This is a genomic window from Fodinicurvata sp. EGI_FJ10296, assembly GCF_040712075.1.
Classification (GTDB): domain Bacteria; phylum Pseudomonadota; class Alphaproteobacteria; order DSM-16000; family Inquilinaceae; genus JBFCVL01.
The window spans coordinates 491415-515975 of record NZ_JBFCVL010000002.1; the positions used below are offsets into that span (position 1 = coordinate 491415).

The window sequence follows — 24561 nt, forward strand, 5'->3', positions numbered from 1 at the left end:
CTCGGTAACGGCGTTGATCTACGTCAATTAGTCTCCGGAAATCGATTTTCCGAACCCGACTTTTGTCAAATAATGTTGCGCACCACGTCACCGCGGCCATAAAAAAACGGGGGCGCGGATTGCGCCCCCGTTTCCATTTGTGCAGGCAGGTTAGGCCTCAGGCGGCCTCTGCTGCCGTTTCGACGGGTTCGATCACCAGTCCTTCGTCGCCTACCGTGACGCGCGCCGTCTGGCCGTCACGGATGGTGCCGTCGAGGATCCTCTGAGCCAGCGGATCCTGAAGCGTGCGCTGGATTACGCGCTTCAGCGGCCGGGCGCCGTAAGCCGGATCGTAGCCGGCCTCGGCCAGCCACTGCCGGGCTTCGTCGCCCAGTTCCAGAACGATCTTTCGATCGGCCAGCAGTCTCTCCAGCCCGCTGAGCTGGATGTCGACGACCCCGGCCATCTGGTCGCGGGTCAGCCGCTGGAAGACGATCATGTCGTCCAGGCGGTTCAGAAACTCCGGCCGGAAATGCTCGCGCACCGTCTTCAAAACCCGGTCGCGTGCACGGTGATCGACTTCCCCGGCATCGCTGGCAAGATGTTCCGAGCCCAGATTGGAGGTCATGATTATCAGTGTATTCCTGAAATCAACCGTTCGGCCATGACCGTCGGTCAAACGCCCGTCATCGAGCACTTGCAACAGAACGTTGAACACGTCGTTGTGTGCCTTCTCGATTTCGTCGAACAGGATCACCTGATACGGCCGCCGGCGAACGGCTTCGGTCAATGCGCCACCCTCGTCATAACCGACATAGCCGGGCGGTGCCCCGATCAGCCGGGCAACCGAATGCTTCTCCATGAACTCGGACATATCGATCCGGATCATCGCATGCTCGTCATCGAACAGGAACTGGGCAACGGCCTTGGTCAGTTCCGTCTTGCCGACACCCGTTGGCCCCAGGAACATGAAGCTTCCCGTCGGCCTGTTGGGATCCTGCAGACCCGCCCTTGACCGCCGGACTGCATTCGAGACGGCAGCGATTGCGGCGTCCTGGCCGATCACACGCCGGTGGAGCGCTTCTTCCATCCGCAGCAGCTTTTCGCGCTCGCCTTCGAGCATCCGGTCGACGGGGATGCCGGTCCACCGCGAGACAATGCTGGCGACGTCTTCACTGCGCACCTCTTCGTTGAGCAGATGCTCCCCGGCCTCGGCCGGTCCGTCGAGTTGCGCTTCGAGTTTTGGGATCACTCCGTACATCAACTCGCCGGCCCGTTCCCAATCACCTGACCGCCGCGCCTGCTCCAGCTCAACGCGGGTCTGATCCAGCTGCTCCTTGACCTTGTGCGTCTCGGTCAGTTTTTCCTTCTCGGCCGACCAGGCCGCCGTCATGGAAGCGCAGTTTTCCTCCAATTCCGACAATTCGTGTTCCAGCTTGGACAGCCGGTCACGCGACGCGGTATCCGTCTCGCGCTTCAAGGCCTCGCGCTCGATCTTCAATTGCATTATCCGGCGGTCGAGATGCTCGATCTCTTCGGGTTTGCTGTCGACTTCCATCCGCAGCCGCGCTGCGGCTTCGTCCATGAGATCGATCGCCTTGTCCGGCAGGAAACGGTCGGTAATATAACGATTGGACAAGGTGGCAGCGGCCACCAATGCACCGTCGGTAATACGGATGCCGTGGTGCAACTCGTACTTCTCTTTCAGTCCGCGCAGGATCGAGATCGAGTCCTCGACACTGGGTTCGGACACCTGGACCGGCTGGAACCGCCGCTCCAATGCCGAATCCTTTTCGATGTACTTGCGATACTCATCGAGCGTCGTTGCGCCAACACAGTGCAATTCACCCCGCGCCAGAGCCGGCTTCAGCATGTTCGACGCGTCCATCGCGCCGTCCGCCTTGCCCGCGCCGACAAGGGTGTGCAACTCGTCGATGAACAGAACGATTTCGCCGGCGGCGGATTCAATCTCCTCCAGAACGGCTTTCAGACGTTCCTCGAACTCGCCGCGATATTTCGCACCGGCGATCAAGGCACCGAGATCGAGCGCCAGAAGCCGCTTGTCCTTCAGGCTTTCCGGCACGTCGCCATTCACGATCCGGGTTGCGAGTCCTTCAACGATTGCCGTCTTGCCGACACCCGGCTCGCCGATCAGCACCGGATTGTTCTTCGTGCGCCGGCTGAGAACCTGGATTGTGCGGCGAATTTCGTCGTCCCGACCAATGACCGGATCCAGCTTGCCGTCGCGGGCAGCCTCTGTAAGATCGCGGGCATATTTCTTCATGGCGTCGTATGATTGCTCCGCAGTCGCCGAATCCGCCGTACGTCCCTTGCGCAGCCCTGTGATCGCCTGTTCAAGCGATTGCGGCGACACACCACTATCCGCCAGAATGCGTCCGGCCGGTGCCGATTTCGACAATGCAAGCGCCTGTAGCAGACGCTCCACAGCCACGAATTCGTCTCCGGCCCTTTTCGACAGGCTCTCGGCCTCATCCAGCACACGAGCCAAGTCACGGCCCATGTAAACCTGACCGGCCCCGGCGCCTTCGACTGTGGGCAGTTTCCCAAGCGCAAGTGCCGTTTCCGTGCCGGCCCGCGTAGGGTCGCCGCCGGCTGAACGGATGAGATTCGCGGACAGTCCCTGATCATCGTCCAGCAGCGCCTTGAGCAAATGCTCAGGCGTCAACTGCTGGTTTCCATCCCTGACGGCGATGGTCTGGGCCGCCTGCAGAAAGCCACGCGACCGTTCTGTGAATTTATCGAGGTTCATGAGCCTTGATTCCTCTCCAGCTGTCGTTTTGCCCGCCCAAATCGAGGCGCGGGCCGCTGCAACCCACAAGATGTGCGGTTGCTCCGATCCATAAACGACATATGGGCAGCCACCATTCGCCTCACAAGACAGGCGAGACAGCAACCCGAATACCATCAGCGAATATAAAGCGCGCTTATTTTCAACATAAATGCATTGCTGCGCTGCACCCATAGGAGTGGTGAACTTTGCTGACTGCGCTTATCTTTCGATCATGAACAATGGTGCCGCTGAGCCCAAAAGGAAAATGGAGAGAATCGATGTACCGTGATGATTTTTCCGCAATTGAAACAGACCGTATCGACGCTGTCTTGAGGCGGGCTAATAATATGCGTGCAGAATATGTCCGGTCTTTTTTTGCACGCGCCGCCCGTGTCGTGGGCGCAGGCTGGACCGCGATGCTTGGGCGCGTCAGGACCAATCGCATTCTAACAGAGCTGCAATCGCTTTCGGATCGTGAGTTGGCCGATATCGGACTGAGTCGAGGAGACATCCCGTATCTATCCAGGCAGATTGGATCCGGCGAGCCCGTCGATGTCGCAGCGGCGCTGTCGACCAGCAAGCCGACTGTCCCGGCGGTTGCTCCCGCCAACTCCGACATTCCGGCTCCGGCTGACAGTGTATCCGGACATAAGCGCGCGGCTTGACACGCCCGGCGGGCGACGGGATAACGCTGGCTTATGGCCCGCATTGCACGTATTTGCCGCTTTCCGATAAAAGCCCTGTCTGCCGAAGACCTCGATAGGATCGAGGTCTCGACGGGGGCGACGCTGCCGTTCGATCGCCGATTCGCCTTTGGCCGCGTTGCGCCCGGGCAACTCGGCGATGCCGGAGCGATCATGGATGGACAAGCGGAGTGGGAACCTTCCGGCGCCTGTGAATGGCAGCCGCCCGGTAACTTCTTCACGCTGAAGCGTCACGCATCTCTGGCGGCGCTCACCGCGAAATTCGACCGTGGTGCCTCGGCAAGAGTGCAGATAACGGGTCCCGACGGTGCCGGCGTAGAGGCGGATATGGAAACCGCCGCAGGGCGGGCCCGAATCAGCTTGTTCGTTTCTGATTTTCTGGCTCTGCCGGATCAGTCGGCCTCACGGCCCTGGCTAATGGATGCTGGCCGGGGGCGACACTTCGCGGACAAACAAACCCCGTACATATCGATCATCAATCAGGCCAGTGTCGACAGCATACCCCTGCCCGATAGTTCCCTGCCTGGCCAATACCCGACTGACAAGCCCCGCGACAATGGGCGACCATCCCTCACCGCTTCGCTGATCAACCCCTTGCGATTCAGGGGCAATCTGTTGGTCGACGGCTGGAAACCCTGGGAAGAAGGGTCGCTGCCGGGCAAATGCCTGACCGTCGGCAGCGTTCGTCTGCGTGTCATCGAACCCATCGGCCGCTGCGTCGCCACGCATGTCGATCCGAACTCCGCCCATCGCGACCGCAATCTCCTCAAGACGCTTCAGGCCAATTTCGGCCACACGAACTGTGGGGTCTATGCGGTCATAGAAAAGGGCGGGACCCTATTGGCAGGCGACACCATCACTTATTAGGCGATGCCGCCCGCCCCGGCTAAAGTCCCAGATCCCCCGGCTTGCCTGTCTCGTCGTCATCAGGCTCCGCAGTCTTGACCTTGCGGGTGCGCGTCGCTGCCGCTGCTGGCCGCCGCGTTCGCTTCTTCGGAGCTGCGGTTTCGCCTTCAGCGCCGGCCGCTTCCGGGGCCTGTTCCGAACCAGAGCCAGCGTCGTCAGCATCAGGCTCGACCGTAGTGGGCTTTTTTGCTCTCGTCGCCGGTTTTGCTGACTTGGCCCGGCTGGCACGCTTGCGGGGCGTCGCCGGCTCGTCTTCATCGGGGCTGCCACCCGCGCCCGTCTCGCCCTCCGCCACGTCATTCGGGCTGGACGCTACGGCTGGCGCTGTCTCCTGGCGCGCAGCCCTTGATCTGCGCGGCGCGGCTACTGTCGGGGCCGAAGGCTGATCGTCGCCGCCGGAGCCAAGGTCGCTGCTGGAGCCAAGGTCGTTGCCGAAATCATCGTCGTCGGGTGCCGAATCCCGGGGATCATCGAAGAGCCCCTCGCCTCGGGATTCATTTCCCCGATCGTTCGCTCTGCGATTGGATGCGGTATCGCCCGGGCCTCCGGATCCACCCTCGTCGCTGCCCGCATCGACCGGCTGAGGCCGGCGCTGAGCTCGCCGGCGTTCCGGCGTCCGTTCGCCATCCCGCTGGTTCGATACCCGATTACGACCGGCTCCGTCGTCACGTCCGTGTCGACCGTCACCGTTTCCAGACTGATTGCCGGAATTCTGCCCAGCTTCATGATTGCCCTGCCCACCACCCTGGTAGTGGGTCCGCTGATCGGCGCTTCCCTGATCGCGCTGACTCTGGTCACGGCCATTGCCATCACCGTTGTCGTTGCGGTCGGAAGACTGGCGTCGCTGACCGTCAGACCGGCCACCGCGGTCGTTGCGGCCTTGTCGGTCGTCGTTGCCGTTACGTGCGCGGTTCTGCTGACGATTGTAATCGTCATTGCCTGGACTGCCGGCGTCGTCATCCCCGTCGGAATCATAGCCGTAGCCGTTGCCGCCGCTTTGTCCATGGCCGTTCTGGCCATTCCCGTGCTGCTGACCGCCTCCGCTCTGCGAGCCGTTCTGCTGGGAAGCGTTCTGATGAGCGCCGGCCTGGGATGGCGCGGTCTGCTGGGATTCGTTAAAGCTGTTAATAACGCGCTGGTAATGTTCGGCGTGCTGAAGATAGTTCTCAAGCATCACGCGATCGCCAGCACTCTGGGAGTCTCTGGCCAGCGCCACATACTTCTCGAAAATCTGGTGCGCGTTCCCCCTGATCCTGACGTCCGGACCGTTGCTGTCGAACGTCTGGTTTCGGTTTGGAACGTTCGAACGGCGATTTGCGCCACCGCCACCACCACCGCTGCTGCCACCACTGCCGCCGCGGCCGCGTGATCGTCTTGAGTTGGGACCTTGCCTCATGAAAGCCTTTTTAACGCTGTGTTTCCAGATCCAAAACACGCCTGATGGCACCATTCGCGCCATGTGCGGTCGATTTTTTTGCCGCAATCGATCTGCGCCTCAGCCTTGCACCGGCTAAGCCCAGAACCGTTAAAGACGAACAATTGGCCGAAACCGTTGACGGCCGTCGCGCCTCCTGCGTCTCGTCCAATCGGTCGGACAAGAGGCTCTACCGATCGGATCGAAAGCTGTCGACGATGCGGTATGAACGGGAAGCAATCGGATAATGGCTATTCCCTATCACGATCTACGGCACCGTACCGTCGAAAGATCGGAATTCCAACATTTTTTTGCAGTGACCGCTCTTTGTATCCCTGACAGATCGCTTCGTATAGCGATCGGCGTCAGCCCGACGTCATGAAAAATCCGGCATATCGAGAAGGCTTGACCGAAGCCGATTTCAACGACCGCCATGCCGCCCTCTTTCAGAATTTCAGCGGTACCCGGCATCAGCCGGCGATAGGCCTGCAGCCCATCCGGCCCGCCATCCAGCGCGGACGGCGGGTCGTATCGACGCACCACCTCGTCAAGCGCGACCATCGCATCTGTTCGAATATAGGGCGGATTCGACAGCACGACATCAAACGAGCCGCACAGCGCGTCCGCCCAGTCGCCAACAATGAACTTTGCCCGTCTATCGAGGTCAAGGGCCACCGCATTGCGCCGCGCCTGATGAACGGCCCCCTCACTCAGATCAATGCCAATTCCCGTCGCCAAAGGACGTTCGGCGAGCACCGCCAGAAGCAGACAGCCGCTACCGGTTCCCAGATCGGCGACCGTTGCCGGGCGGTCAGCCGGAATCCGGCAAAGCGCGGCCTCAACGACGGTCTCGGTGTCCGAACGCGGGTCCAGAGTGTCGGCCGAGATCTCCAGATCGAAATCCCAAAAACCGCGGCGGCCAACGATCCGCGAAATCGGCTCTCCCAAGGCAGCACGCTCCACCGCCTGAAGCACCATCGCGACCCTGTCGGACGGCAGCGCCATGTCGCCCGCCGCGATCAGGACAGCACCGTCGATATCAAGGACGGCCGCGATCAGCCGGCGTCCGAACCGCCACGCATCGGCACCGTGGGTGTCGGCGAGCCGGTCGCACACCGTCGTCACGACGCTGTCGAGTGTATCGCTCACACCATTTCCGACAGCCGAGCGGCTTCGTCTTCTCGGATGAGGGCGTCAATAACCTCGTCCAGCGCCTCACCGCTAAGAACCTGCTCCAGCTTGTAGAGCGTGAGATTGATCCGATGGTCAGTCACGCGGCCCTGCGGAAAATTATAGGTTCGGATCCGCTCGGATCGGTCTCCAGATCCGACCTGCGCCCGGCGCTCGTCCGCTCGTTCCCGGTCAAGCGCCCTGCGCTGCTCGTCATAGATGCGCGAACGCAGGATCGTCATCGCGCGGGCGCGATTCTTGTGCTGCGATTTTTCTTCCTGAACGGCCACGACGGTTCCGGTTGGAACATGCGTAATGCGTACCGCACTGTCGGTTTTGTTGACGTGCTGCCCACCCGCGCCGGAAGCGCGGAAGGTGTCGACCCTCAGGTCCTTTTCGTCGATGTCGATATCGACCTCAGCCACTTCAGGCAGCACCGCAACGGTCGCCGCCGACGTATGGATCCGTCCCTGGGTCTCCGTCGCCGGCACCCGTTGAACCCGGTGAACACCGCTTTCAAATTTGAGCCGGGCGAAGACGGACGCGCCCGCGATTTTGAAAACACCTTCCTTGATCCCGCCAACTTCGCTGCCGTGGTAGTCCATGAGTTCGAACTTCCACCCTTTCAGGCCGGCATATTTGCGGTACATTTCCATCAGATCGGCCGCGAACAATCCTGCTTCGTCGCCGCCCGTCCCGGCCCGGATTTCCAGAATCGCGTTGCGGCTGTCGGCCGCATCGCGCGGGATCAGCATCTTGTGAACGGCCTTCTCCATCTCGGGGAGCCGCGCCTTCAGAGCGTAAAATTCTTCTTCAGCCAGATTGCGCATCTCGGGATCACCGGACGTGTCGGCAACCATGGCGCCCAGATCCGCCAGTTCTTCGCGCGCTGCCCGCAACCGTGAAATCGCGTCGGCAATCGGTTCCAGATCCGAATATTCCTTGGAGAGCGAAGCCAGCGTGTCCGGCTTCAAATCCGGCGAGGCCAAGGTATCGCGCAACTCGCTGAACCGCACGAGGACGCGGTCCAGGCTTTCTTCAAGGCTCATAAGTGTTCTGCTTTCACGTTCGCATCGGCACAGGCAATTTTCTATTCGGCTGCCGTGCGCTTTCTTTCATTGGCCTCAGTTTCGGCGGCCTCAATTTCGGCGGCTTTGGTCTCGATCAGGCCGACCAGATGGTCGACGACATCGGCGTCCTGAAGCCGGTGATGGGACACGCCGCCGATATAGACCTGGTGCGTGCCTCTGCCGCCGCCAGTGAACCCGATATCGGTCATGGTAGCCTCGCCCGGTCCATTGACCACGCACCCGATGACCGAGACCGTCATCGGCGTCGTGATATGGCTGACGCGCTCCTCCAGAACCTTGACCGTCTCGATGACGTCGAACTGCTGGCGGGCGCAGGACGGACACGAGATGATGTTCACGCCGCGATGCCGCAGGTTGAGTGATTTCAGCAGGTCGAAACCGACCTTGATCTCCTCGATCGGGTCCGTCGACAGGGAAACACGGATGGTGTCACCAATGCCCGACCACAGCAGCATGCCCAGTCCCACGCTGCTCTTGATCGTTCCCGATCGCAGACCGCCAGCTTCGGTGATGCCGATATGAAGCGGGTAATCGCAGGCATCCCCGAGTTGCTGATAGGCCGCGACCGCCAGAAACACATCAGATGCTTTGCAGCTGATTTTTGTCTCGAAGAAATCATGATCTTCGAGAATGCGGAGATGGCCGAGCGCGCTCTCGACCATCGCTTCCGGACAGGGTTCGCCGTATTTTTCCAGTATAGTCCGTTCCAGCGACCCCGCATTTACGCCGATCCTGATCGAACATCCGTGATCCTTGGCGGCCTGGACAACTTCCGCCACCCGTGCGGAAGAACCGATGTTGCCGGGATTGATACGCAAGCAAGCGGCGCCGGCGGCAGCCGCCTCGATCGCGCGTTTGTAGTGAAAATGAATATCCGCGACGATCGGCACCGAAACATTGGCAACAATGTCTTTCAATGCCGCCGTGCTCTCTTCGTCCGGGCATGAAACGCGAACGATGTCGGCGCCGACGTCTTCAAGCGCCCGGATCTGGTTTATCGTGCCCTGAACATCCGTCGTCAGGACGTTGGTCATGGATTGCACGGTGATCGGCGCATCACCGCCGACCGGTACCGCGCCAACATGGATCTGGCGGCTCTTGCGGCGCTCGATATCGCGATAAGGTCTTACCGACATTCTGGAATTGGCCCCTTAACCTGCCTGGAGCCGGCTCTTTGATGGCGCGCGCGCTCCGATTCCCGGAACGATCCATCTCCGCAGCCGGCAAGCGTCGCCGATGCTGGCTACTATGGTGCGGCCGTCCCCTCGAGCAGGGCCTCGGGTTCAAGGCTGATGCCGCGCACGACATCTCCCGCCCCGCCCAACGGCGGGGCCGGCTCACCCCCGACTGTGACATAGAGGCCGCCGGCATTGCCGGTCACCATTGTAAGTCCCGATTCATCCGGCACCTCGTATTGCTCGCCGGCGCGCATCACTCGCGTCATCAGCAGCGAGCCCAGCGAGTCCCTGATCTGCACCCAGCTGTCCGACTCCGCCCGAATGGTCACCTGCCGACCGCCCTCACCCGCGGCGCCGTCAGACGCTGCAGTGCCATCGGCCGAAGCGGTCTGCTGCTCCTCCAGATCGCCATCCGAGCCCCCCTCTTGCCCTCTGTCCGGGGTGGCATCTCCGGCCCCACCAGCATCTGGCCCGGACTCTGCTGCGGTCTCCGGCAACGGCGGCTCGTCGTACCCGGGAACGGCCAAGGCCGTGTCCGATGGCGTATCGTCAGTCAGAACCGAAGGGGATTGCGTCGCCTCGTCATCGGCAACAATCGACAATTCGTTCGGGATTTCTTCGGCCGACGCCCCCTGAGGCCCCGAATCTTCGGAAGCAGTCTCTCCCAAATCCGTCTCGCCAGCGTCCGATTGGCCCGTGTCCGATTGCCCGGCTTCCGACGATCCGGCCGCGACGCCCGCGCCCGTGTCTTGTGGTGCGACGTCACGTCCTGCCACCGGCCCATCAACAGCCGAGGAATCGATGCCTGGCCCCAGATCGTCGCCGGTCGACGCCTGTCCGGCTGATGTGTCACCCGTGTCGGCAAGGCCGATGCCAGAATCGGGTCCAGAGTCCGTACCGGGCTCGTCCGCTGTCTCGCCGATCTCGTCAATCGGAGGTGTCTCGCCGCTCCAGCCTTCGAGCAGGCCGGCAAATCTGTCGGGTATGGCCGGGATGAAATCGCCGACATTGCGATCGCTCTCGGAGACATAGTACCAGCCGCCATAGGCGACCCCGGCCAGCAGGACCGCGATCGTCACAAGCCCGATGCCCGGAAGCCGGCCGTCCGATGTCGGCGTCGGGAAGTGAAGCTCCGTCTGGTCGGGTATACCGGATACTTCATCTTTGAAGCGCTTGACCATCGCTTCGCCATCGAGACCGACGAGGTCAGAGAAAGCACGCACGAAACCCACAGCGTAGACTGTACCCGGCAGATCATCGAAACGTCCGTCCTCGATCGATTCGAGATGTGCCAGGCGAATTCGCAGAATACTGGATACGTCACGCAAGCTGTATCCGGCATCTTCGCGGGCTTCGCGGAGCAAAACGCTGACAGAGGTGCGGCCGCCAGCCGGCTGCGGTCCCTCGTAGTCGCGGTGGTCGCCGCTCACTTCGTATCCAGTTTCGGGGTATCCAGTTTCGGGGTATCCGGTTTCGGGGTATCCGGTCTCGTGTCGCGGTGGGCCGCCGACGTCGCCCTCGTTGATGCGATCATATCTGCCATGGCCATTCGCCTGATGCCGCTCGCTTTCATAAGGATGATGATACCCGTCATCCGGCTCGACATCACTGCCCGCATGATCGTGACCATCGTCATAATACTGACGCGCCGCCCCGTTGACGGGCTCGATATGGATGCCGCGTCCGCTACGGGAACCGGTGGACTGATGACCGCCGCCATCTCGATGGCTGAAATTATGCCTGCTCTGCGCCATGATCCTTGCCGTCGTAGTAGCAGAGTACCGTTCGTCCCCACGCTGGGATGAAGGGTAGAGTGAGGATACGGCCAAAACCGCACCGAGGAATCAGTAGGCCTTTCCAACTGCGGTCAGGCACGTTCATAAACGCCAACTGGTCCCGGCGCAAGAGTGTACGCCGGTTGGCCATTCGAGTAAGGCTATATCGCGATCTTACTATCCCGAGCATAGGAACGCAGCTTCTCTCTGAGTCCCTGGCCCGGCAATCGCCTTATGGTTTCGAGATACGCCCGAAGCGCGGCAACATCAAGGCTGCGGATCATTGCCTTGACCGGGCCGACCGAACCTGATGACATCGAAAGCGTTCTGAAACCCAAAGCCACCAGGACCATGGCGTCAAGAGGCCGGCCAGCCATTTCCCCGCATACGGAAATGGGAACACCCGCAGCCGCCGCGCGCGCCGCGAGACCCTCCAGTACATCGATCATCGGCGCGCAAAGTGCGTCATACCGAGTTGCCATATGCGGATTGCCGCGATCGGCCGCAAAAAGATACTGCATCAGATCGTTGGACCCGATGGACACGAAATCCGCCCGCGCCAGCAGATCGTCGAGCTGCCATATCAGCGCAGGCACTTCGAGCATGACGCCGATTTCCATATACGCCGATACCGGCTGGCCCCGCCGCCTGGCCCTTTCGCATTCCATGACCGCCAGCTTCCGCGCCGCATCGAACTCGCCGCAATGGGCCACCATCGGAAACATCAGCCGGAACGGGCGGCCACGCGCAGCGCCGACAAGGGCCCGTATCTGCTGGCGCAGCATTGCCGGTCGGTCGAGGCCGATGCGGATCGCCCGCCAGCCCAGCGCCGGATTCTCCCGGTCGTCATGCGGGAAGTAGGGCAGCGCCTTGTCACCCCCGATATCAAGGGTCCGAAAGCTCACCAGCTTTCCGTCGGCGCGGTCGAAAACATCGGTATACAGATCCGTCTGCGCCTCGACATCGGGATAGCTCGATCGGACCATGAACGGAATTTCCGTTCTGAACAGCCCTACGCCATCAGCCCCCACCTCGTGCAGATGGGCCAGATCGACCATCAACCCCGCGTTGATCTGCAGGCTGACGCAAACGCCGTCGCGGCTGAGCGCCGGCTTGTCGATCAGACCGGCGTATTCCTTCGCCCGTTCAGCCCTGAGGGCGAGCGTCTGAGCGAACAGATCCTGGACGTCTTCGGCGGGCCTGACGAAAACCTGAGCGTTGTCACCATCGACGATGATCTGGTCGAACGGCTCGACAATCTGCATGACGTCGGCGCACCGCGCCACCATCGGAAGCCCGAGAGCCCGGGCAAGAATGGCCACATGGCTGGCGGACGAGCCGTCCTCAAGCACGACCGCAACCAGCTTTTCCTGATCGTAATCAAGCAGGTCGGCCGGGCCGAGCGACCGGGCCACCAGGACGATGGCTTCCGGCAGCGTACCGGACGACGCAACCGACGTTTTGCCGGATAGATGCAGCAAGAGCCGGTTGGCCAGATCCTCGAAATCGTTGATTCGCTCGCGCAGATACGGATCCGTCATATGCGCCATCCGGGCGCGCATGTCGTTCTGGACCCGCTGCACAGATGCTTCGGCCGTCAGGCCCGTGCTGATGGCCTCGTTGATCCGGTTCAGCCAGCCTCTGTCCTCGGCGAACATTCGATAGGTTTCGAGGATATCGCGGCTTTCGGGGTCGCCCCGCGCTTCGGTAACAGCCACGAGATGATCGATCGAGGAATGCATCGCCGCCAATGCATCCCGCAGCCGGCTATGCTCGACATCCGCGTCTTCTGCAACCATCTGGCGGATCGTCAGTTGCGGCCGGTGAGGTACCGCAGTTCCCATTGCCAGGCCCGGATTCAGCGTGACCCCCTCAATGCGGGCTGGCATCATTCCTTCGTTGGCGTCGATACCGCCGGCCTGATCCGGTCCCGAGGGCCCGCGGGCAGCGACCAGTTCGGCCACGACCATGGCGATCGTCAGAAGCGTTTCGACTTCTTCCTCGCTATAGGTCCGGCGCTGTTGATTCTGGATGACAAGCACACCGCGGACCTTTCCGCCCCGCAGTATCGGGACGCCCATGAAGGATTGATACGGATCCTCGCCTGTCTCGGGGCGGTACACGAATTTCGGATGTTGCGGCGCATTTGCGATGACCTGGGCACGCGCGGTCGCGGCAACCTCACCGACCAGCCCCTGCCCGACCTGCAGCCGCGTTCGATGAACCGCGTCGGGATTGAGGCCGATCGTCGCGAACAGCTCCAGCACTTCGCCCGGGCGCATGACATAGCAAGAGCAGACTTCGGCCACCATTTCGGCAGCGATCATCCGGACAATCTTGTCGAGCCGTTCCTGAGCGGAACCGGATCCGGCCATGATGTCGCGCAATCTCGCCAGCAGACGGCGAGATGCCGTGGGCCCATGGCCTCCGCCACCCGCGCCGCCTCCGGAACCGCCCCCCGAACCGCTGCCACCGGCACCACTGCCAGTCGGGAAACCGCCGCCCGATCCCGCGCCAGACCCGATGTCGGGTGCCGGGACGGCGCCGCGCCTCCTGGCTTTGGCTCTGCCGCCGACCGCGTGCCCCGACCGGGCGCCGCCGAGCTGGATCATTAGGCTTCTCCCGTCCGCTGGTCGATTACCCCGACATCACTTCGCTACGTCCGAACGCCATCCGGACTCGCCGGGGCAGAACAACCGAAAGAAGCGGCGCGTCCGGAAAAAAGCAACCTTAAAGATAGGCTGGATCGAGAGGTCGGGACGTCTGCCGCAAGACAGTACGCTTGATTGAGCTGTCCTGGTCCCGGAATTCCCCCTGACCAAACCTCGCTACCGAATCCTGGCTGGCAAGCCCCTGAAGTATCAAGTGTTGTCCAGTCCGTAGGCCGTGTGCAAGGCTCGCAGCGCGAGTTCCAGATATTTGTCGGCAATCAGAACACTGATCTTGATCTCCGAAGTCGAAATAACCTGAATGTTGATGCCATTCTCGGCCAGCGCCCGGAACATGCTGTTGGCGACACCTGCATGGCTGCGCATGCCAACACCGATGACGGATACTTTCACCACATGCTCATCCGGTACGACCCGGGCGAATCCGAGGTCGCCCTGAAGGCCCTGAAGCAGGTCAACCGTTCTCTGGCAATCCTCCACCCCAACGGTGAACGTCATGTCGGTCGACCGTCCGTCCTCCGAGACGTTCTGCACGATCATGTCGACATTGATATTGTGTTCAGCCAGCGGCCCGAATATCCGGGCCGCGACACCTGGCTGATCCGGCACCTGCACCAGGGTGATCTTCGCCTCGTCGCGGCTATAGGCGATTCCGCTTACTATTTCCTGTTCCACGATTTCATCCTCGTCAACGACCAACGTGCCGGGGGCATCGCTGAAGCTGGAAAGAACCTGTAGCCGAACCCGGTTCTTCATCGCCATTTCGACCGAGCGGGTCTGCAGCACCCTGGCGCCCAGGGACGCCATTTCCAGCATTTCCTCGTATGTAATCTTGTTGAGCTTGCGCGCGGCCCGAACGATCCTGGGATCGCAGGTATAGACGCCGTCGACATCCGTGTAGATGTCGCATCGGTCCGCTCCCAGTGCGGCAGCCAGCGCCACCGCCGAGGTGTCGGACCCGCCGCGCCCCAGGGTGGCAATCCGGTTGCGGCCCGCCACGCCCTGGAAACCGGCGACGACCGCGACCTCGCCGGTTGCCATCCGGCTCAGCAGGTCCTCGCTGTCGATGGAAAGGATTCGCGCTTTGCCATGCACCTCGTCGGTGCGGATCGCGATCTGCCAGCCCAGCCACGATCGGGCGGGTACACCCTCGGCCTGAATGGCCATGGCTGTCAGTCCTGCGGTCACCTGTTCGCCCGACGCGACGACGGCGTCGTATTCCCGCGCATCATGAACCGGTGCAATGCTGGTGCAATAGTCGACCAGTTTATTGGTTTCGCCGGACATTGCCGACACGACGACGGCGACCTCGTTGCCGGCGGCGACCTCGCGCTTCACGCGCGCCGCCACATTGCGTATCCGGTCGAGATCGCCGACCGAGGTTCCGCCGAATTTCATCACGACACGGGGCATGGACTTCGCTGACTTGGTTCGGGTTCACGTTCGGGAGGATCAATGCCCTACCGGCCGGCACGACTTCACCAACGCATCCCAGCCGACACTGTGGGATGCGATGCGGCCTCCACTGCGCTAATGTGATCCATCGCTGCAATGATGGGATTCATCCATACCCGTTCGCGCACTGCGTGACAAGGAATGCCGACGCAAATTCGGCGACGAGCGCCGCCGTCATCCCCCAATACTGGAGATACGAAATCATGTCGTCCGATCGCCCACATAGAACCAGGAGCGCGCCGCCGCTCCATGGCGCCGTCGACAAGGATGAGATCGACCGATTCGACCGCATTGCCGCAGAATGGTGGGATCCGCGCGGCAAATTCCGGCCGCTGCACGCCATGAACCCGACCCGGGCCGCCTATGTGCGCGATCGCTTGTCGCCCCTTTCGCCGGAGGGTGCGGAACCCGGCGTCGCGCAGCCGTTGTCGGGCTTGCGGCTTCTGGACGTCGGCTGTGGCGGCGGACTGCTTGCCGAATGCCTTGCCCGGTGGGGGGCCGACGTCGTCGCCATCGACGCCGGCACCGAGGCGATCGCCGTCGCACGCCGTCACGCGCAGGATCAGGGGCTTGCGATCGACTACCGATGCTTGACCGCAGATGTTCTGGCCGAAGAGGACGGCAACTTCGACGGCGTCACCGCCCTGGAGGTTATCGAACACGTCCCGGACCCCGCCCGGTTCTGCAACGAACTGGCGTCGCTGGTGCGGCCGGGCGGGCGGGTCGTCATGAGCACGCTCAACCGGACCCGGACCAGCTTTCTCACCGCCATCGTCGGGGCCGAATACGCGCTGGGATGGCTGCCGCGCGGCACCCACGACTGGAACAGATTCCTGAAGCCGAGCGAACTTGCCGCCATGCTGCGCCGCAGTGGCCTTGTGGTGGAGGATACGGCCGGGCTTCGCCCTGATACGCCGACCGGGCGCCAGTGGCGGCTTTCGCGGTCGTCGATGTCGGTCAACTACCTGATTTCCGCGGCCAGGCCGGATTAGCCTAAGGGTGTGGAACGGGGCGGTACCGCACCGAAACGCGTTGGATATTATCTCTTTTTCAACGAATTCGGCGCTAAAGCGATCCTGGGTGTTCCTTGTCAGAAATTCCCAATGGCAGGGTCAGGCCATACCCGTTCAATCCGTCGGCAGAGGAAATGACCAGAAGATGCAGGCCCTCAAAAATTTGCGAATCCGGGCACGGTTGCTGATCGGTTTCGGCACAATACTCGCACTGATGATTGTTCTGACGATCGTCGCTATCTCGCAAGTCAATCAGATTTCCACCAGTCTTGCGGTCGTCAACGACGTCAACAGCGTAAAACAGCGTTACGCTATCAATTTCCGTGGCAGCGTTCACGACCGCGCCATCGCATTGCGGGATGTCGTGTTGATGGAGGACGGAGCCGACCGGCAGGCTGCTCTGGACGAAATCGATGCCCTCGCCTCCAACTACGCCGACGCCGCAGTCTCCCTCGACCGCATGTTTGCCGAGCGTGATGACGTGACCGCCGGGGAGCGGGCCATTCTGGGTGATATCAAAGCCATCGAGGCCAGGACGCTGCCGTTGATCGAGACCGTCATCGATGCGCGGCTCGGCGGAGACCATGATACCGCGCACGCCACTCTCATCGATGATGCCCGCCCGGCATTCGTGGACTGGCTGGCTGCCATCAACCGGTTCATCGATCTTCAGGAAAACATGAACGCCACAATCGCTGATGAGACACGGTCGGTGGCGCAGAACTTCCTGTTCCTGATGATCGTTGCCACCGCATTGGCGCTCGCGGTCGGCGGCTTGCTGGCCTGGTGGATCATTCACTCCGTGACGCCGTTGCGGCAATTGACGGCCAGTGTGCTCCGTCTCGCCCGCGGTGATCTTTCCGTTGATGTGCCGGCATCGACCAGCCGGGACGAGGTCGGCGAGATCATCGGCGCGGTCCACATCTTCAAGGGCAACGCCGTCGAAGCCGAGGAAATGCGGCGCCAGCAGGTCCTGCAGCAGGAACAGGCCGAGGAACAGAAGGCCGCAGCCATGGAACGAATGGCGGCGACCGTCGAACAGGAAACCCGGCAGGCGGTCGACAAGATCGCTCAGAAGACCAACCGGTTGAACGATTCTGCCGACGAGATGGTGGCGTCGGCGCAGAAAGTCTCGACCAATGCCGAGAGCGTGTCGGCCGCCTCGCAGACGTCGATCACCAATGCCTCGACCGTGTCCGGCGCCTCGGAGGAATTGACGGCCTCGATCAGGGAGATCACGCGCCAGATCGAGCAGACGACACAACTCACCAGCAGGGCATCGCATACCGGACAGACGGCGGAAGAGACGATGGCGTCGCTGCAATCGGCTGTCGGACGTATCGGCGAAGTCGCGTCGATTATCGGGGATATTGCCGGGCAGACCAATCTTCTGGCCCTGAACGCCACAATCGAGTCGGCACGCGCTGGCGAAGCCGGCAAGGGCTTCGCGGTCGTCGCACAGGAGGTGAAGAACCTGGCGACTCAGACGGGGCAATCGACCGAGGAAATCAGCCGCCAGATCGCCGAAGTGCAAACGACAACGCAGGAGGCCGTCGATGCCGTCAAGGCCATGATCGATGGCATTCGTCAGATAGACGATGTCAGCGCCTCTGTCGCAGCGGCAGTGCGCGAGCAGGACAACGCCACCAGCGAAATCGCCCGCACAATTGCGGAAACCGCCGCATCGTCATCGGATGTGTCGACCCGGATCGCCGAGGTTGCTCGCGAGGCCGAGCGGAATACGGAATGGGCCGAAACCGCAAAGAGCATTGGCCGCGACGTCGAGGCCAATATCGAAGTTCTGCGCGAAACGCTCAACCGTGTGGTCAGAGAAGCATCGACAGACGCCGCCTGATTGCGAGACCGCGAAAAATACGAAAATATGCCGCATAAGATGTCGCGTCGATTGACATCTTATGCGGCGCACTCGTGATCAGCGATTACTGAACGCCATCAATAGCCCGCCGTCAGGAGTCAGACCTGGTCGGCCATGGAATTTGCGAGATCTCGATTCCCTCGTCTGCCAGTTCCTCAGCCTCGTCGGCGGACGCTTCGCCATAGATCCCGCGTTTGTCGGCCTGCCCGTGGTGAATTCGCCGCGCCTCGTCCGCAAAGCGGTCGCCGACATAGTCACAGTTCGATTCGACGTGGCGCTTGATCGCATACAGCATCTCGCGAAGCCGATCACCAGACACCATCGAACGCGCGCTTTCCCCCTCACGCAGCGATTTTTCGCCCGAAGAAGGAACGGAGTCGGTATTGTGGCCGGTCGATCGCCGTCCTTCATCCGGGGTCTGGCTCGCCGCCACTTCATGGCCGGACTGCAGATCAGACGGCGGGCCGGAATCGCGGTCCTGTGTCATGCGGCGTGCTATGCTCGGCGCCATCGGCGCCTTTCGGATCGACCGGTCGCCGCAGGACGGGCACTCTATGACACCGGCCGCAGCCTGAGTCTCGTAGGTGGCACCATCGCGGAACCAACCGTCGAACTCGTGATCCTGCCGGCATTTCAGCGAGAACTTGATCATTCCACATCCACCCGTCCTGGCCGTTTCCTGGCACCAGGACCTATTGAGCGTTGCCGGCCAAAGTGCTGCCGGCCAATAAGGGATCCAGGCGGCCCTGCCGGTCCAGTGCGAACAATTCATCGCAGCCACCGACATGAGCATCACCGACGAATATCTGCGGCACCGTCCGCTTGCCGCCGGCGCGGTCTATCATCTCTTTCTTGCGTCCGGCATCGCTGAAGACATCGATCTCGTCAAAACTCACGCCCTTGTCGGAAAGGAGTTTCTTTGCCCGTGCGCAAAAGGAACAAAACGGGCTGGAATAGACAGTAACAGGTACCATGAGGTCGGTTTTCCATTTTCGTCAAATCGGTTGCTCTTACGATATATAGGCGCGATGGGCCGGCAAATAAACACCGCCGGTCGGGAACAGTGGCCATAAGAGTGTCCGCGCCGGGTCCCGTCGAATGGCCGGGCTCAACCGCTGGCCAGCGGCACCCGTGCCACCGTCAGAACGTCAACAGCGGACGCGCCCGCCGCAAGCATGGCTCGTGTTGCGGCCTCGACCGTCGCGCCGGTCGTCATGACGTCATCGATCAGCACGATCCTGCTGCCCGTGACCAGACGACGATATCGGTCGGGCACGACAAAGGCGCCCTGAACGTTCCGCCGGCGGCCGGCAGCGCTGTGTTTTCCCTGCGGTGTCGTTCGCCGACGGCGGGTCAGGCTCCCCCAGCAGACCGGCACCCCGGCCTTGTCGGCAATTCGCGCCGCAAGCCGCGCCGATTGGTTATAGCGTCTCGCCAACAATCGCCATCGGTGAAGCGGGATGGGCACGATCCAGTCGGCACCGGCCAGCAGATCGGCCCCCGCAACCGCGGTCCATGGCGCGACCGTTGCCGCAATGTCCGGGCGGTCGCCGTGTTTGAACGGCAGAACCAGCCGCCGGCTGGCGTCATCATAGTTGAGGGCTGCCCGTGCGCGCTCAAAGGGCGGCGGGCGGGCCAGGCAAGCGCCACAGCAGACCTCGCCCTGGAAGCCCGCGATCTCGAAAGCCAGTCCACACCTTTCACAAAAGGGCGACGTTATGAACGACAGGCTTCCCCAGCAGGCGGGACATACACCGGGCCCACCGGTCACGATTGCCGCACACATGGCACAGCGAACCGGAAAGAGAAAATCGATCGCAGCCCACGCCCATCGGCGCGGCAACAACATTCGTTGCCCCCTTTCCAATCCGCCTCCCTCCGATCGCCACCGGTGTCGAATATCGACCATTTTTTCTCGCTACGAAATTGTTTTTCGCGTTTAACGCGCATCTTTACGGCTGTTGCCGAGCAGATGATTGAAAGCGTGCTCGCGACTGACCATAGTGGCGTCATGATCAATCTTCCGACCCATACTCCATGATGGCCGATGCTCAGATGGCCGTCTTCGACCGTCGTCGCGTCCGTCACCATCGTGACCGGGCCGCAGCCGGGTTCGATGGCTTTGCGTTTCTGTTCGACCATGTCGCCGACGCGCTGAAGGATCGCCTTCTGGATGTGCGCCGCGATTTCCGGCGCGCCCTGGATATCGGGTCCCGGCATGGCGGCCTGGGAGAGGCGCTCACCGGCCACCGCGGCATCGAGACCGTCTTCCAGATCGATCTTTCTCCAAAGATGGCCGGGATCGCGGCCGCCACCGGCCGGCCAACCGTCGTCGGCGACGAGGAATGGCTGCCGTTTGCCCCCGAATCCATGGATCTCGCGGTCAGTGCGCTGTCGCTACACTGGGTCAACGACCTGCCCGGCGCCCTGGTCCAGATCAATCACGCCCTGAAACCCGACGGTTTGTTCATGGGCGCGATGCTCGGCGGTGACACCCTGATCGAGCTGCGCGAGACGATCCTTCGGACCGAAATGGACATGCTGGGCGGCGTCAGTCCGCGTCTGTCACCCCTGGCGGAAATACGGGACGCCGGCGGGCTGCTTCAACGGGGCGGATTCGCTCTGCCCGTTGCCGACGCCGAAACCGTGACCGTCACCTATCAAAATGCGTTCGCCTTGTTCCGGGATCTGCGTGGCATGGGCGAGACGCAGGCGGGTCTGCATGCCAATGCCGCCATTCCGCCCCGAACTTTCTGGCCCGAGGTCGCCCGGCGCTACACCGAACAATTCGCCGGGTCCGACGGACGCATCCCGGCGACGTTCCAGATCCTCTACCTGACCGGCTGGGCGCCCGATGAAAGCCAGCCCAAGCCCCTGCAGCCGGGAACCGCAAGCTCCCGCCTGGCCGATGCGCTGAGGACCACGGAGATACCAGCAGGCGATCCGCTCGGCCCGCGACCGGGAATGACGGAATAACGAGCAGGACCGACCAGAGTCTCAGAGCATGTCCCGGATCATGGCCACCAGCGGGATATCAGCCGCGGGCATGGGATAGTCCCCCATCCTTGCGGGTCTGACCCAGGCCAGTTCCTGCCCTTCGCACGGCGTTGGGGTACCCCACCAGCGTCGGCAGGCAAACACCGGCATGAGCAGATGAAAGTCGTCATAAGCATGCGACGCAAATGTCAGTGGGGCCAGACAGCTCTCTTTCGTGTCAATCGCCAATTCTTCGTGCAGTTCGCGGATCAGCGCCTGTTCGGGCGTCTCACCGTTGTGAACCTTGCCTCCGGGAAACTCCCACAGTCCGGCCATGGGTTTGCCGGGCGGACGCCGCGCAAGCAGAACGCGCCCGTCGATATCGACCAGGGCTACGGCGGACACCAGGATCATCGGCCTGGGCGTTCCCCCGTTGCGATCGGACTCTTTGGCTCGGCCGATCATGTGGGGCATACGCCGGCGCTGTCGGTACTTACCCACAGCGCGTAACGCTCCCTGCTCAGCACGAATCGCGGGCATTCGACGGTCTTGCCGATCGGCACGAAATGCCCGGTCTGAACGCCGTCGGCCACCAAACCGGCCTTCATCAGCACGCGTTGCGAGCGCGAATTGTCAGGAAGTGCCGTCGCCCAGACCATTTCCATGCCAATATCGCCAAATCCGAAGTCGAGCATCGCCAGCGCCGCCTCGGTACCCAGGCCATGGCCCCACACGTTGGGCGTGAACCAGTACCCAAGTTCCCGGACCCTCAGCGACCGCGCCGGATCCGCCCGCAATCCGACAGCGCCGACCAGATCGGTACCGCCGGCGGTCTTTTTCAGGATCGCGAATTGATGGTCGATGCCACTGTTCCAGTCACGCACGGTCCTGTCGATCCAGCCACGGGCATCGGCCAGAGAATAGGGATAGGGAACCTGAGCCAGCCATCTGACCACCTCCCAGTCGTCGATGAGACGGTGAACGGCTTCGGCGTCCGACGGCCTGTATCTGCGCAGAACCAGGCGGCTTGTCTCCAGCACCTCCCGCAGGGGCTGCGATGGATCCTGCACCATGGCCGGGTTCAGCTTCTGTAGTCGGCGTTGATCGATATGTACCCGTGGGTCAGGTCGCAGGTCCATACCGTAGCAGAGCCGTCGCCGATGCCGAGATCGACGTCGATCTCGATTTCGCTGCCCTTCATGTGCGCCGCAACCGGTCCCTCGTCATAACCCTCGACCCTCTCGCCGTCGCGGGCGATGGCGATGCCGCCGATACCGATCGTCAGACGATCGCGGTCGGCACGTTCGCCTGCCTTGCCGACTGCCATGACGACTCGGCCCCAGTTGGGGTCTTCGCCGGCGATGGCGGTCTTGACCAGTGGCGAATTGGCGATCGCAAGGGCAACCCGGCGGGCCGAAGCCGCCGAATCCGCGCCAGTCACCGCTATCTGGATGAATTTCGATGCACCCTCGCCGTCGCGGACAATCTGCTGGGCCAGATCGCGCATGACCGATTCAAGCGCCTGTCGAAATCCCGCCAGGGCTGGCGAGCCCGGGCTTTGCGCCGGTGGGTTGCCGGCTTGCCCCGTCGCTGCAAGCAGAACCGTATCGGATGTCGAAGTGTCGCTGTCGACCGTGATGGCGTTGAACGTCCGATCCGTCAGCTCCGTCAGCAGCGCGGACAGGACCGGTGCCGGTATTGCGGCATCGGTGAAAAGGAACCCCAGCATCGTGGCCATATCGGGGGCGATCATGCCGCTGCCCTTGGCGATGCCGTTGATCGTGACCGTGACTCCGCCGATCTCGGCGCTGGCTGTCGCCGCCTTGGCGAATGTATCGGTAGTACGGATTGCCTCGGCCGCCTCGGGCCATGCTTCGCCGCTCTGTCCGGCGACCAGACCCGGCAGCGCCGCCGTGATGCGCTCGTCCGGCAATTGCTCGCCGATGACACCGGTCGAGGCCAGCATGACATCTTCCGGTTTACAGCCGATCTGCTCGGCCGCGGCAACCGCGGTTCGTCGTGCGGCCGATGCGCCGGCACGGCCGGTAAAGGCGTTGGCGTTGCCGGAATTGACCACGATCGCCTTGGCCCCGCCTGTCGCCTCGCCGTTTGCAAGGCATGCCCGACACCAGTCGACCGGCGCCGACGGGCAGAGCGAGCGCGTGAGAACGCCGGCGAGCGAGGTGCCCGGCGCCATGACGGCGAGCAGGAGATCGGTAACGCCGGATTTTTTAATGCCCGATGCCGTCGAAGCAAGCGTCACGCCCGCGATTGGAGGCAAATCCGGCATCTTTGCAGGCGCCAGAGGCGACCGGGGTGGAACCATGGCCATGACGGGGTCTCCATAAGACGGGCGCTGGACAACAGGGGTGCTGCCGAACAGGTCAGCCAGGAAAGAGAAGCGCCTTGTCGACAACGCTTCAACAAAAAAAATGCCTGCGCCCGGGGGAGAACGACCCGGGCGCAGGCTATCGGCGGAAATGGATCACGATCACGGTACCGAGGAAACGCTACCCCGGATGGCAGACCGGATCCATTTCACGCGGTCGACCCGATCAGGGAAGCGGCGCGGCGCCAGGTGCCGGAGCCGGCGCGGCGTCCTGGTCGATTTCGTTGCCCTCACCATCATAGAGAATGATTTCGGAGTCTGATTGAAGATCGGCGATCACATCCTGGATGATCTGACGGGTGGCCTGCTGTTCCACCTGGGCGCGGATTTCGTCCAGAGCGGGCTGTTCGGCCGTGCGCTTGTCTTCAACCAGGATTACGTGCCAGCCGAATTGCGTCTCGACCGGCTCCGCGGTGTAGGAACCCGCCTCAAGGCCGAAGGCCGCTTCGGCGAATCCCGGCACCATGTCACCCTGTGCGAACCAGCCCAGGTCGCCGCCGCTTTCGCCTGTCGGGCCTGTGGAAAGTTCACCTGCCAGTTCGGCGAAATCCTCGCCCTCGTCCAGCCGGCCGATGGCGGCCTCAGCCTCTTCGCGGCTTTCGACCAGGATGTGCCGTGCGGAGACTTCTTCCTGCGGCGGGCTGGCCTCCATCATCGTGTCATAGGTTTCCTGGACCACGTCGTCGGTCATCCGCTCTGAGATGGCCTGATCGATCCATACCTCTTGAACGATCTGTTCCTCGACCTGCTGAAGCCGTTCCTGAACGGCCTCGGAGTCTTCCAGGCCTTCGGCATAGGCACGCTCGGCGATCAGCTTGCCGGTCGCCAGTTGCTCGGCCAGCATCGGGATCAGCATCTCCCGGGGCATCTGCTGAGCCTGCTGCGGCAGTCCCGCCATCGCGGCCTCGACCTCCGACAGCATAACCTCCTGGCCGTTCACTTCGGCAACGACCCGGTCATCCTGTGCCAGTGCCGGGGTAGCGGTCGTGCCGGCCATCATGGCGCCGGCAATCAGCGTACCGAGGGCGGCGTTTCGAACGGTTCTCGCGATCATTAGTGCTCCTTGGTGCAGTTTGGCGGCCACGTCCGACGCGCCCGCCGATCGACCCCGGACAACGGTATGAAGCCTCGCCAGGTGGCGGGGCATCGATCCGAAGACCGCGGATGTGATGCGA

Annotated in this window: 20 protein-coding genes; 5 read left to right on the top strand and 15 right to left on the bottom strand. The window is 62.3% G+C overall.

Translation table 11 applies throughout. The annotated features are described in order from the left end of the window. Positions 1 to 157: 157 nt before the first annotated feature. Positions 158 to 2749, bottom strand: a complete 2592-nt coding sequence (clpB, locus tag ABZ728_RS05685) for an ATP-dependent chaperone ClpB (RefSeq protein WP_366654964.1) — start codon at positions 2747 to 2749, stop codon at positions 158 to 160. Between the two features lie 299 nt (positions 2750 to 3048). Between clpB and ABZ728_RS05690 the strand changes: the two genes are divergently transcribed. Beyond that, complete coding sequence (locus tag ABZ728_RS05690; RefSeq protein ID WP_366654965.1) at positions 3049 to 3435, top strand: DUF1127 domain-containing protein; 387 nt, start codon at positions 3049 to 3051, stop codon at positions 3433 to 3435. A 33-nt stretch (positions 3436 to 3468) separates the two neighbouring features. Then, positions 3469 to 4341: an MOSC N-terminal beta barrel domain-containing protein gene (locus ABZ728_RS05695; protein WP_366654966.1), complete on the top strand. Its 873-nt coding sequence runs from the start codon at positions 3469 to 3471 to the stop codon at positions 4339 to 4341. A 19-nt stretch (positions 4342 to 4360) separates the two neighbouring features. On the opposite strand, the gene ABZ728_RS05700 is transcribed toward ABZ728_RS05695, so the two are convergent. From ABZ728_RS05700 to ABZ728_RS05730, 7 genes are all read right to left on the bottom strand, one after another. Next, positions 4361 to 5839, bottom strand: coding sequence for a DUF4167 domain-containing protein (locus ABZ728_RS05700; protein ID WP_366654967.1), 1479 nt, complete (start codon positions 5837 to 5839; stop codon positions 4361 to 4363). A gap of 216 nt (positions 5840 to 6055) precedes the next feature. After that, entirely contained in the window at positions 6056 to 6943 is an 888-nt protein-coding gene (gene prmC / locus ABZ728_RS05705; protein ID WP_366654969.1) for a peptide chain release factor N(5)-glutamine methyltransferase, read from the bottom strand. Further along, complete coding sequence (gene prfA, locus ABZ728_RS05710) at positions 6940 to 8013, bottom strand: peptide chain release factor 1 (protein WP_366654970.1); 1074 nt, start codon at positions 8011 to 8013, stop codon at positions 6940 to 6942. The genes prmC and prfA overlap by 4 nt, the downstream gene beginning before the upstream one ends. Before the next feature lie 41 nt (positions 8014 to 8054). After that, on the bottom strand, positions 8055 to 9191 hold the full coding sequence (gene ispG, locus ABZ728_RS05715; protein WP_366654971.1) for a flavodoxin-dependent (E)-4-hydroxy-3-methylbut-2-enyl-diphosphate synthase: 1137 nt from the start codon (positions 9189 to 9191) through the stop codon (positions 8055 to 8057). A 110-nt stretch (positions 9192 to 9301) separates the two neighbouring features. Beyond that, positions 9302 to 10987, bottom strand: a complete 1686-nt coding sequence (locus tag ABZ728_RS05720; protein ID WP_366654973.1) for a RodZ domain-containing protein — start codon at positions 10985 to 10987, stop codon at positions 9302 to 9304. Between the two features lie 182 nt (positions 10988 to 11169). Further along, positions 11170 to 13620, bottom strand: coding sequence for a phosphoenolpyruvate--protein phosphotransferase (gene ptsP, locus ABZ728_RS05725; protein WP_366654974.1), 2451 nt, complete (start codon positions 13618 to 13620; stop codon positions 11170 to 11172). Between the two features lie 249 nt (positions 13621 to 13869). After that, a complete protein-coding gene (locus ABZ728_RS05730; protein WP_366654975.1) occupies positions 13870 to 15090 on the bottom strand; it encodes an aspartate kinase in 1221 nt (406 codons plus the stop codon). 245 nt (positions 15091 to 15335) lie between these two features. Here ABZ728_RS05730 and ubiG point away from each other — a divergent pair, with 245 nt between their 5' ends. Together ubiG and ABZ728_RS05740 are read left to right on the top strand one after the other, a co-directional pair. Beyond that, complete coding sequence (gene ubiG / locus ABZ728_RS05735) at positions 15336 to 16124, top strand: bifunctional 2-polyprenyl-6-hydroxyphenol methylase/3-demethylubiquinol 3-O-methyltransferase UbiG (RefSeq protein ID WP_366654976.1); 789 nt, start codon at positions 15336 to 15338, stop codon at positions 16122 to 16124. Between the two features lie 166 nt (positions 16125 to 16290). Continuing rightward, complete coding sequence (locus ABZ728_RS05740; protein WP_366654977.1) at positions 16291 to 18000, top strand: methyl-accepting chemotaxis protein; 1710 nt, start codon at positions 16291 to 16293, stop codon at positions 17998 to 18000. 112 nt (positions 18001 to 18112) lie between these two features. On the opposite strand, the gene ABZ728_RS05745 is transcribed toward ABZ728_RS05740, so the two are convergent. From ABZ728_RS05745 to ABZ728_RS05755, 3 genes are all read right to left on the bottom strand, one after another. Further along, entirely contained in the window at positions 18113 to 18673 is a 561-nt protein-coding gene (locus tag ABZ728_RS05745; RefSeq protein ID WP_366654978.1) for a DUF1178 family protein, read from the bottom strand. A 40-nt stretch (positions 18674 to 18713) separates the two neighbouring features. After that, positions 18714 to 18995: a glutaredoxin 3 gene (grxC, locus tag ABZ728_RS05750; RefSeq protein WP_366654979.1), complete on the bottom strand. Its 282-nt coding sequence runs from the start codon at positions 18993 to 18995 to the stop codon at positions 18714 to 18716. A 134-nt stretch (positions 18996 to 19129) separates the two neighbouring features. Further along, positions 19130 to 19930 (bottom strand): ComF family protein, encoded by an 801-nt coding sequence (locus tag ABZ728_RS05755; protein WP_366654980.1) that lies wholly within the window; start codon positions 19928 to 19930, stop codon positions 19130 to 19132. A gap of 128 nt (positions 19931 to 20058) precedes the next feature. Between ABZ728_RS05755 and ABZ728_RS05760 the strand changes: the two genes are divergently transcribed. Beyond that, a complete protein-coding gene (locus tag ABZ728_RS05760; protein ID WP_366654982.1) occupies positions 20059 to 20997 on the top strand; it encodes a methyltransferase domain-containing protein in 939 nt (312 codons plus the stop codon). Positions 20998 to 21018: 21 nt separating this feature from the next. On the opposite strand, the gene ABZ728_RS05765 is transcribed toward ABZ728_RS05760, so the two are convergent. The 4 genes from ABZ728_RS05765 to ABZ728_RS05780 all read right to left on the bottom strand — a co-directional run bounded on the left by ABZ728_RS05765 (position 21019) and on the right by ABZ728_RS05780 (position 24440). After that, positions 21019 to 21411 carry a (deoxy)nucleoside triphosphate pyrophosphohydrolase gene (locus tag ABZ728_RS05765; protein WP_366654983.1) on the bottom strand — a complete coding sequence of 131 codons (393 nt, stop codon included), beginning with the start codon at positions 21409 to 21411 and terminating at the stop codon, positions 21019 to 21021. 47 nt (positions 21412 to 21458) lie between these two features. Continuing rightward, complete coding sequence (locus ABZ728_RS05770; protein WP_366654984.1) at positions 21459 to 22070, bottom strand: GNAT family N-acetyltransferase; 612 nt, start codon at positions 22068 to 22070, stop codon at positions 21459 to 21461. Positions 22071 to 22078: 8 nt separating this feature from the next. After that, positions 22079 to 23329, bottom strand: a complete 1251-nt coding sequence (gene argJ, locus ABZ728_RS05775) for a bifunctional glutamate N-acetyltransferase/amino-acid acetyltransferase ArgJ (RefSeq protein WP_366654986.1) — start codon at positions 23327 to 23329, stop codon at positions 22079 to 22081. Positions 23330 to 23552: 223 nt separating this feature from the next. Further along, on the bottom strand, positions 23553 to 24440 hold the full coding sequence (locus ABZ728_RS05780; RefSeq protein ID WP_366654988.1) for a peptidylprolyl isomerase: 888 nt from the start codon (positions 24438 to 24440) through the stop codon (positions 23553 to 23555). Positions 24441 to 24561 lie beyond the last annotated feature (121 nt).

Bases quoted from the DNA above. Each gene is read 5' to 3' on its own strand.
- prfA (WP_366654970.1), bottom strand. From the start codon at position 8,013: ATGAGCCTTGAAGAAAGCCTGGACCGCGTCCTCGTGCGGTTCAGCGAG.
- ABZ728_RS05740 (WP_366654977.1), top strand. From the start codon at position 16,291: ATGCAGGCCCTCAAAAATTTGCGAATCCGGGCACGGTTGCTGATCGGT.
- ABZ728_RS05765 (WP_366654983.1), bottom strand. From the start codon at position 21,411: ATGATCCTGGTGTCCGCCGTAGCCCTGGTCGATATCGACGGGCGCGTT.
- ptsP (WP_366654974.1), bottom strand. From the start codon at position 13,620: ATGATCCAGCTCGGCGGCGCCCGGTCGGGGCACGCGGTCGGCGGCAGA.
- ubiG (WP_366654976.1), top strand. From the start codon at position 15,336: ATGTCGTCCGATCGCCCACATAGAACCAGGAGCGCGCCGCCGCTCCAT.
- ABZ728_RS05700 (WP_366654967.1), bottom strand. From the start codon at position 5,839: ATGGCGCGAATGGTGCCATCAGGCGTGTTTTGGATCTGGAAACACAGC.
- ABZ728_RS05745 (WP_366654978.1), bottom strand. From the start codon at position 18,673: ATGATCAAGTTCTCGCTGAAATGCCGGCAGGATCACGAGTTCGACGGT.
- ABZ728_RS05690 (WP_366654965.1), top strand. From the start codon at position 3,049: ATGTACCGTGATGATTTTTCCGCAATTGAAACAGACCGTATCGACGCT.
- ABZ728_RS05760 (WP_366654982.1), top strand. From the start codon at position 20,059: ATGATGGCCGATGCTCAGATGGCCGTCTTCGACCGTCGTCGCGTCCGT.
- ABZ728_RS05695 (WP_366654966.1), top strand. From the start codon at position 3,469: ATGGCCCGCATTGCACGTATTTGCCGCTTTCCGATAAAAGCCCTGTCT.
- ABZ728_RS05770 (WP_366654984.1), bottom strand. From the start codon at position 22,070: ATGGTGCAGGATCCATCGCAGCCCCTGCGGGAGGTGCTGGAGACAAGC.
- grxC (WP_366654979.1), bottom strand. From the start codon at position 18,995: ATGGTACCTGTTACTGTCTATTCCAGCCCGTTTTGTTCCTTTTGCGCA.
- ABZ728_RS05720 (WP_366654973.1), bottom strand. From the start codon at position 10,987: ATGGCGCAGAGCAGGCATAATTTCAGCCATCGAGATGGCGGCGGTCAT.
- ispG (WP_366654971.1), bottom strand. From the start codon at position 9,191: ATGTCGGTAAGACCTTATCGCGATATCGAGCGCCGCAAGAGCCGCCAG.
- argJ (WP_366654986.1), bottom strand. From the start codon at position 23,329: ATGGCCATGGTTCCACCCCGGTCGCCTCTGGCGCCTGCAAAGATGCCG.
- ABZ728_RS05755 (WP_366654980.1), bottom strand. From the start codon at position 19,930: ATGGTCGATATTCGACACCGGTGGCGATCGGAGGGAGGCGGATTGGAA.
- clpB (WP_366654964.1), bottom strand. From the start codon at position 2,749: ATGAACCTCGATAAATTCACAGAACGGTCGCGTGGCTTTCTGCAGGCG.
- ABZ728_RS05780 (WP_366654988.1), bottom strand. From the start codon at position 24,440: ATGATCGCGAGAACCGTTCGAAACGCCGCCCTCGGTACGCTGATTGCC.
- ABZ728_RS05730 (WP_366654975.1), bottom strand. From the start codon at position 15,090: ATGCCCCGTGTCGTGATGAAATTCGGCGGAACCTCGGTCGGCGATCTC.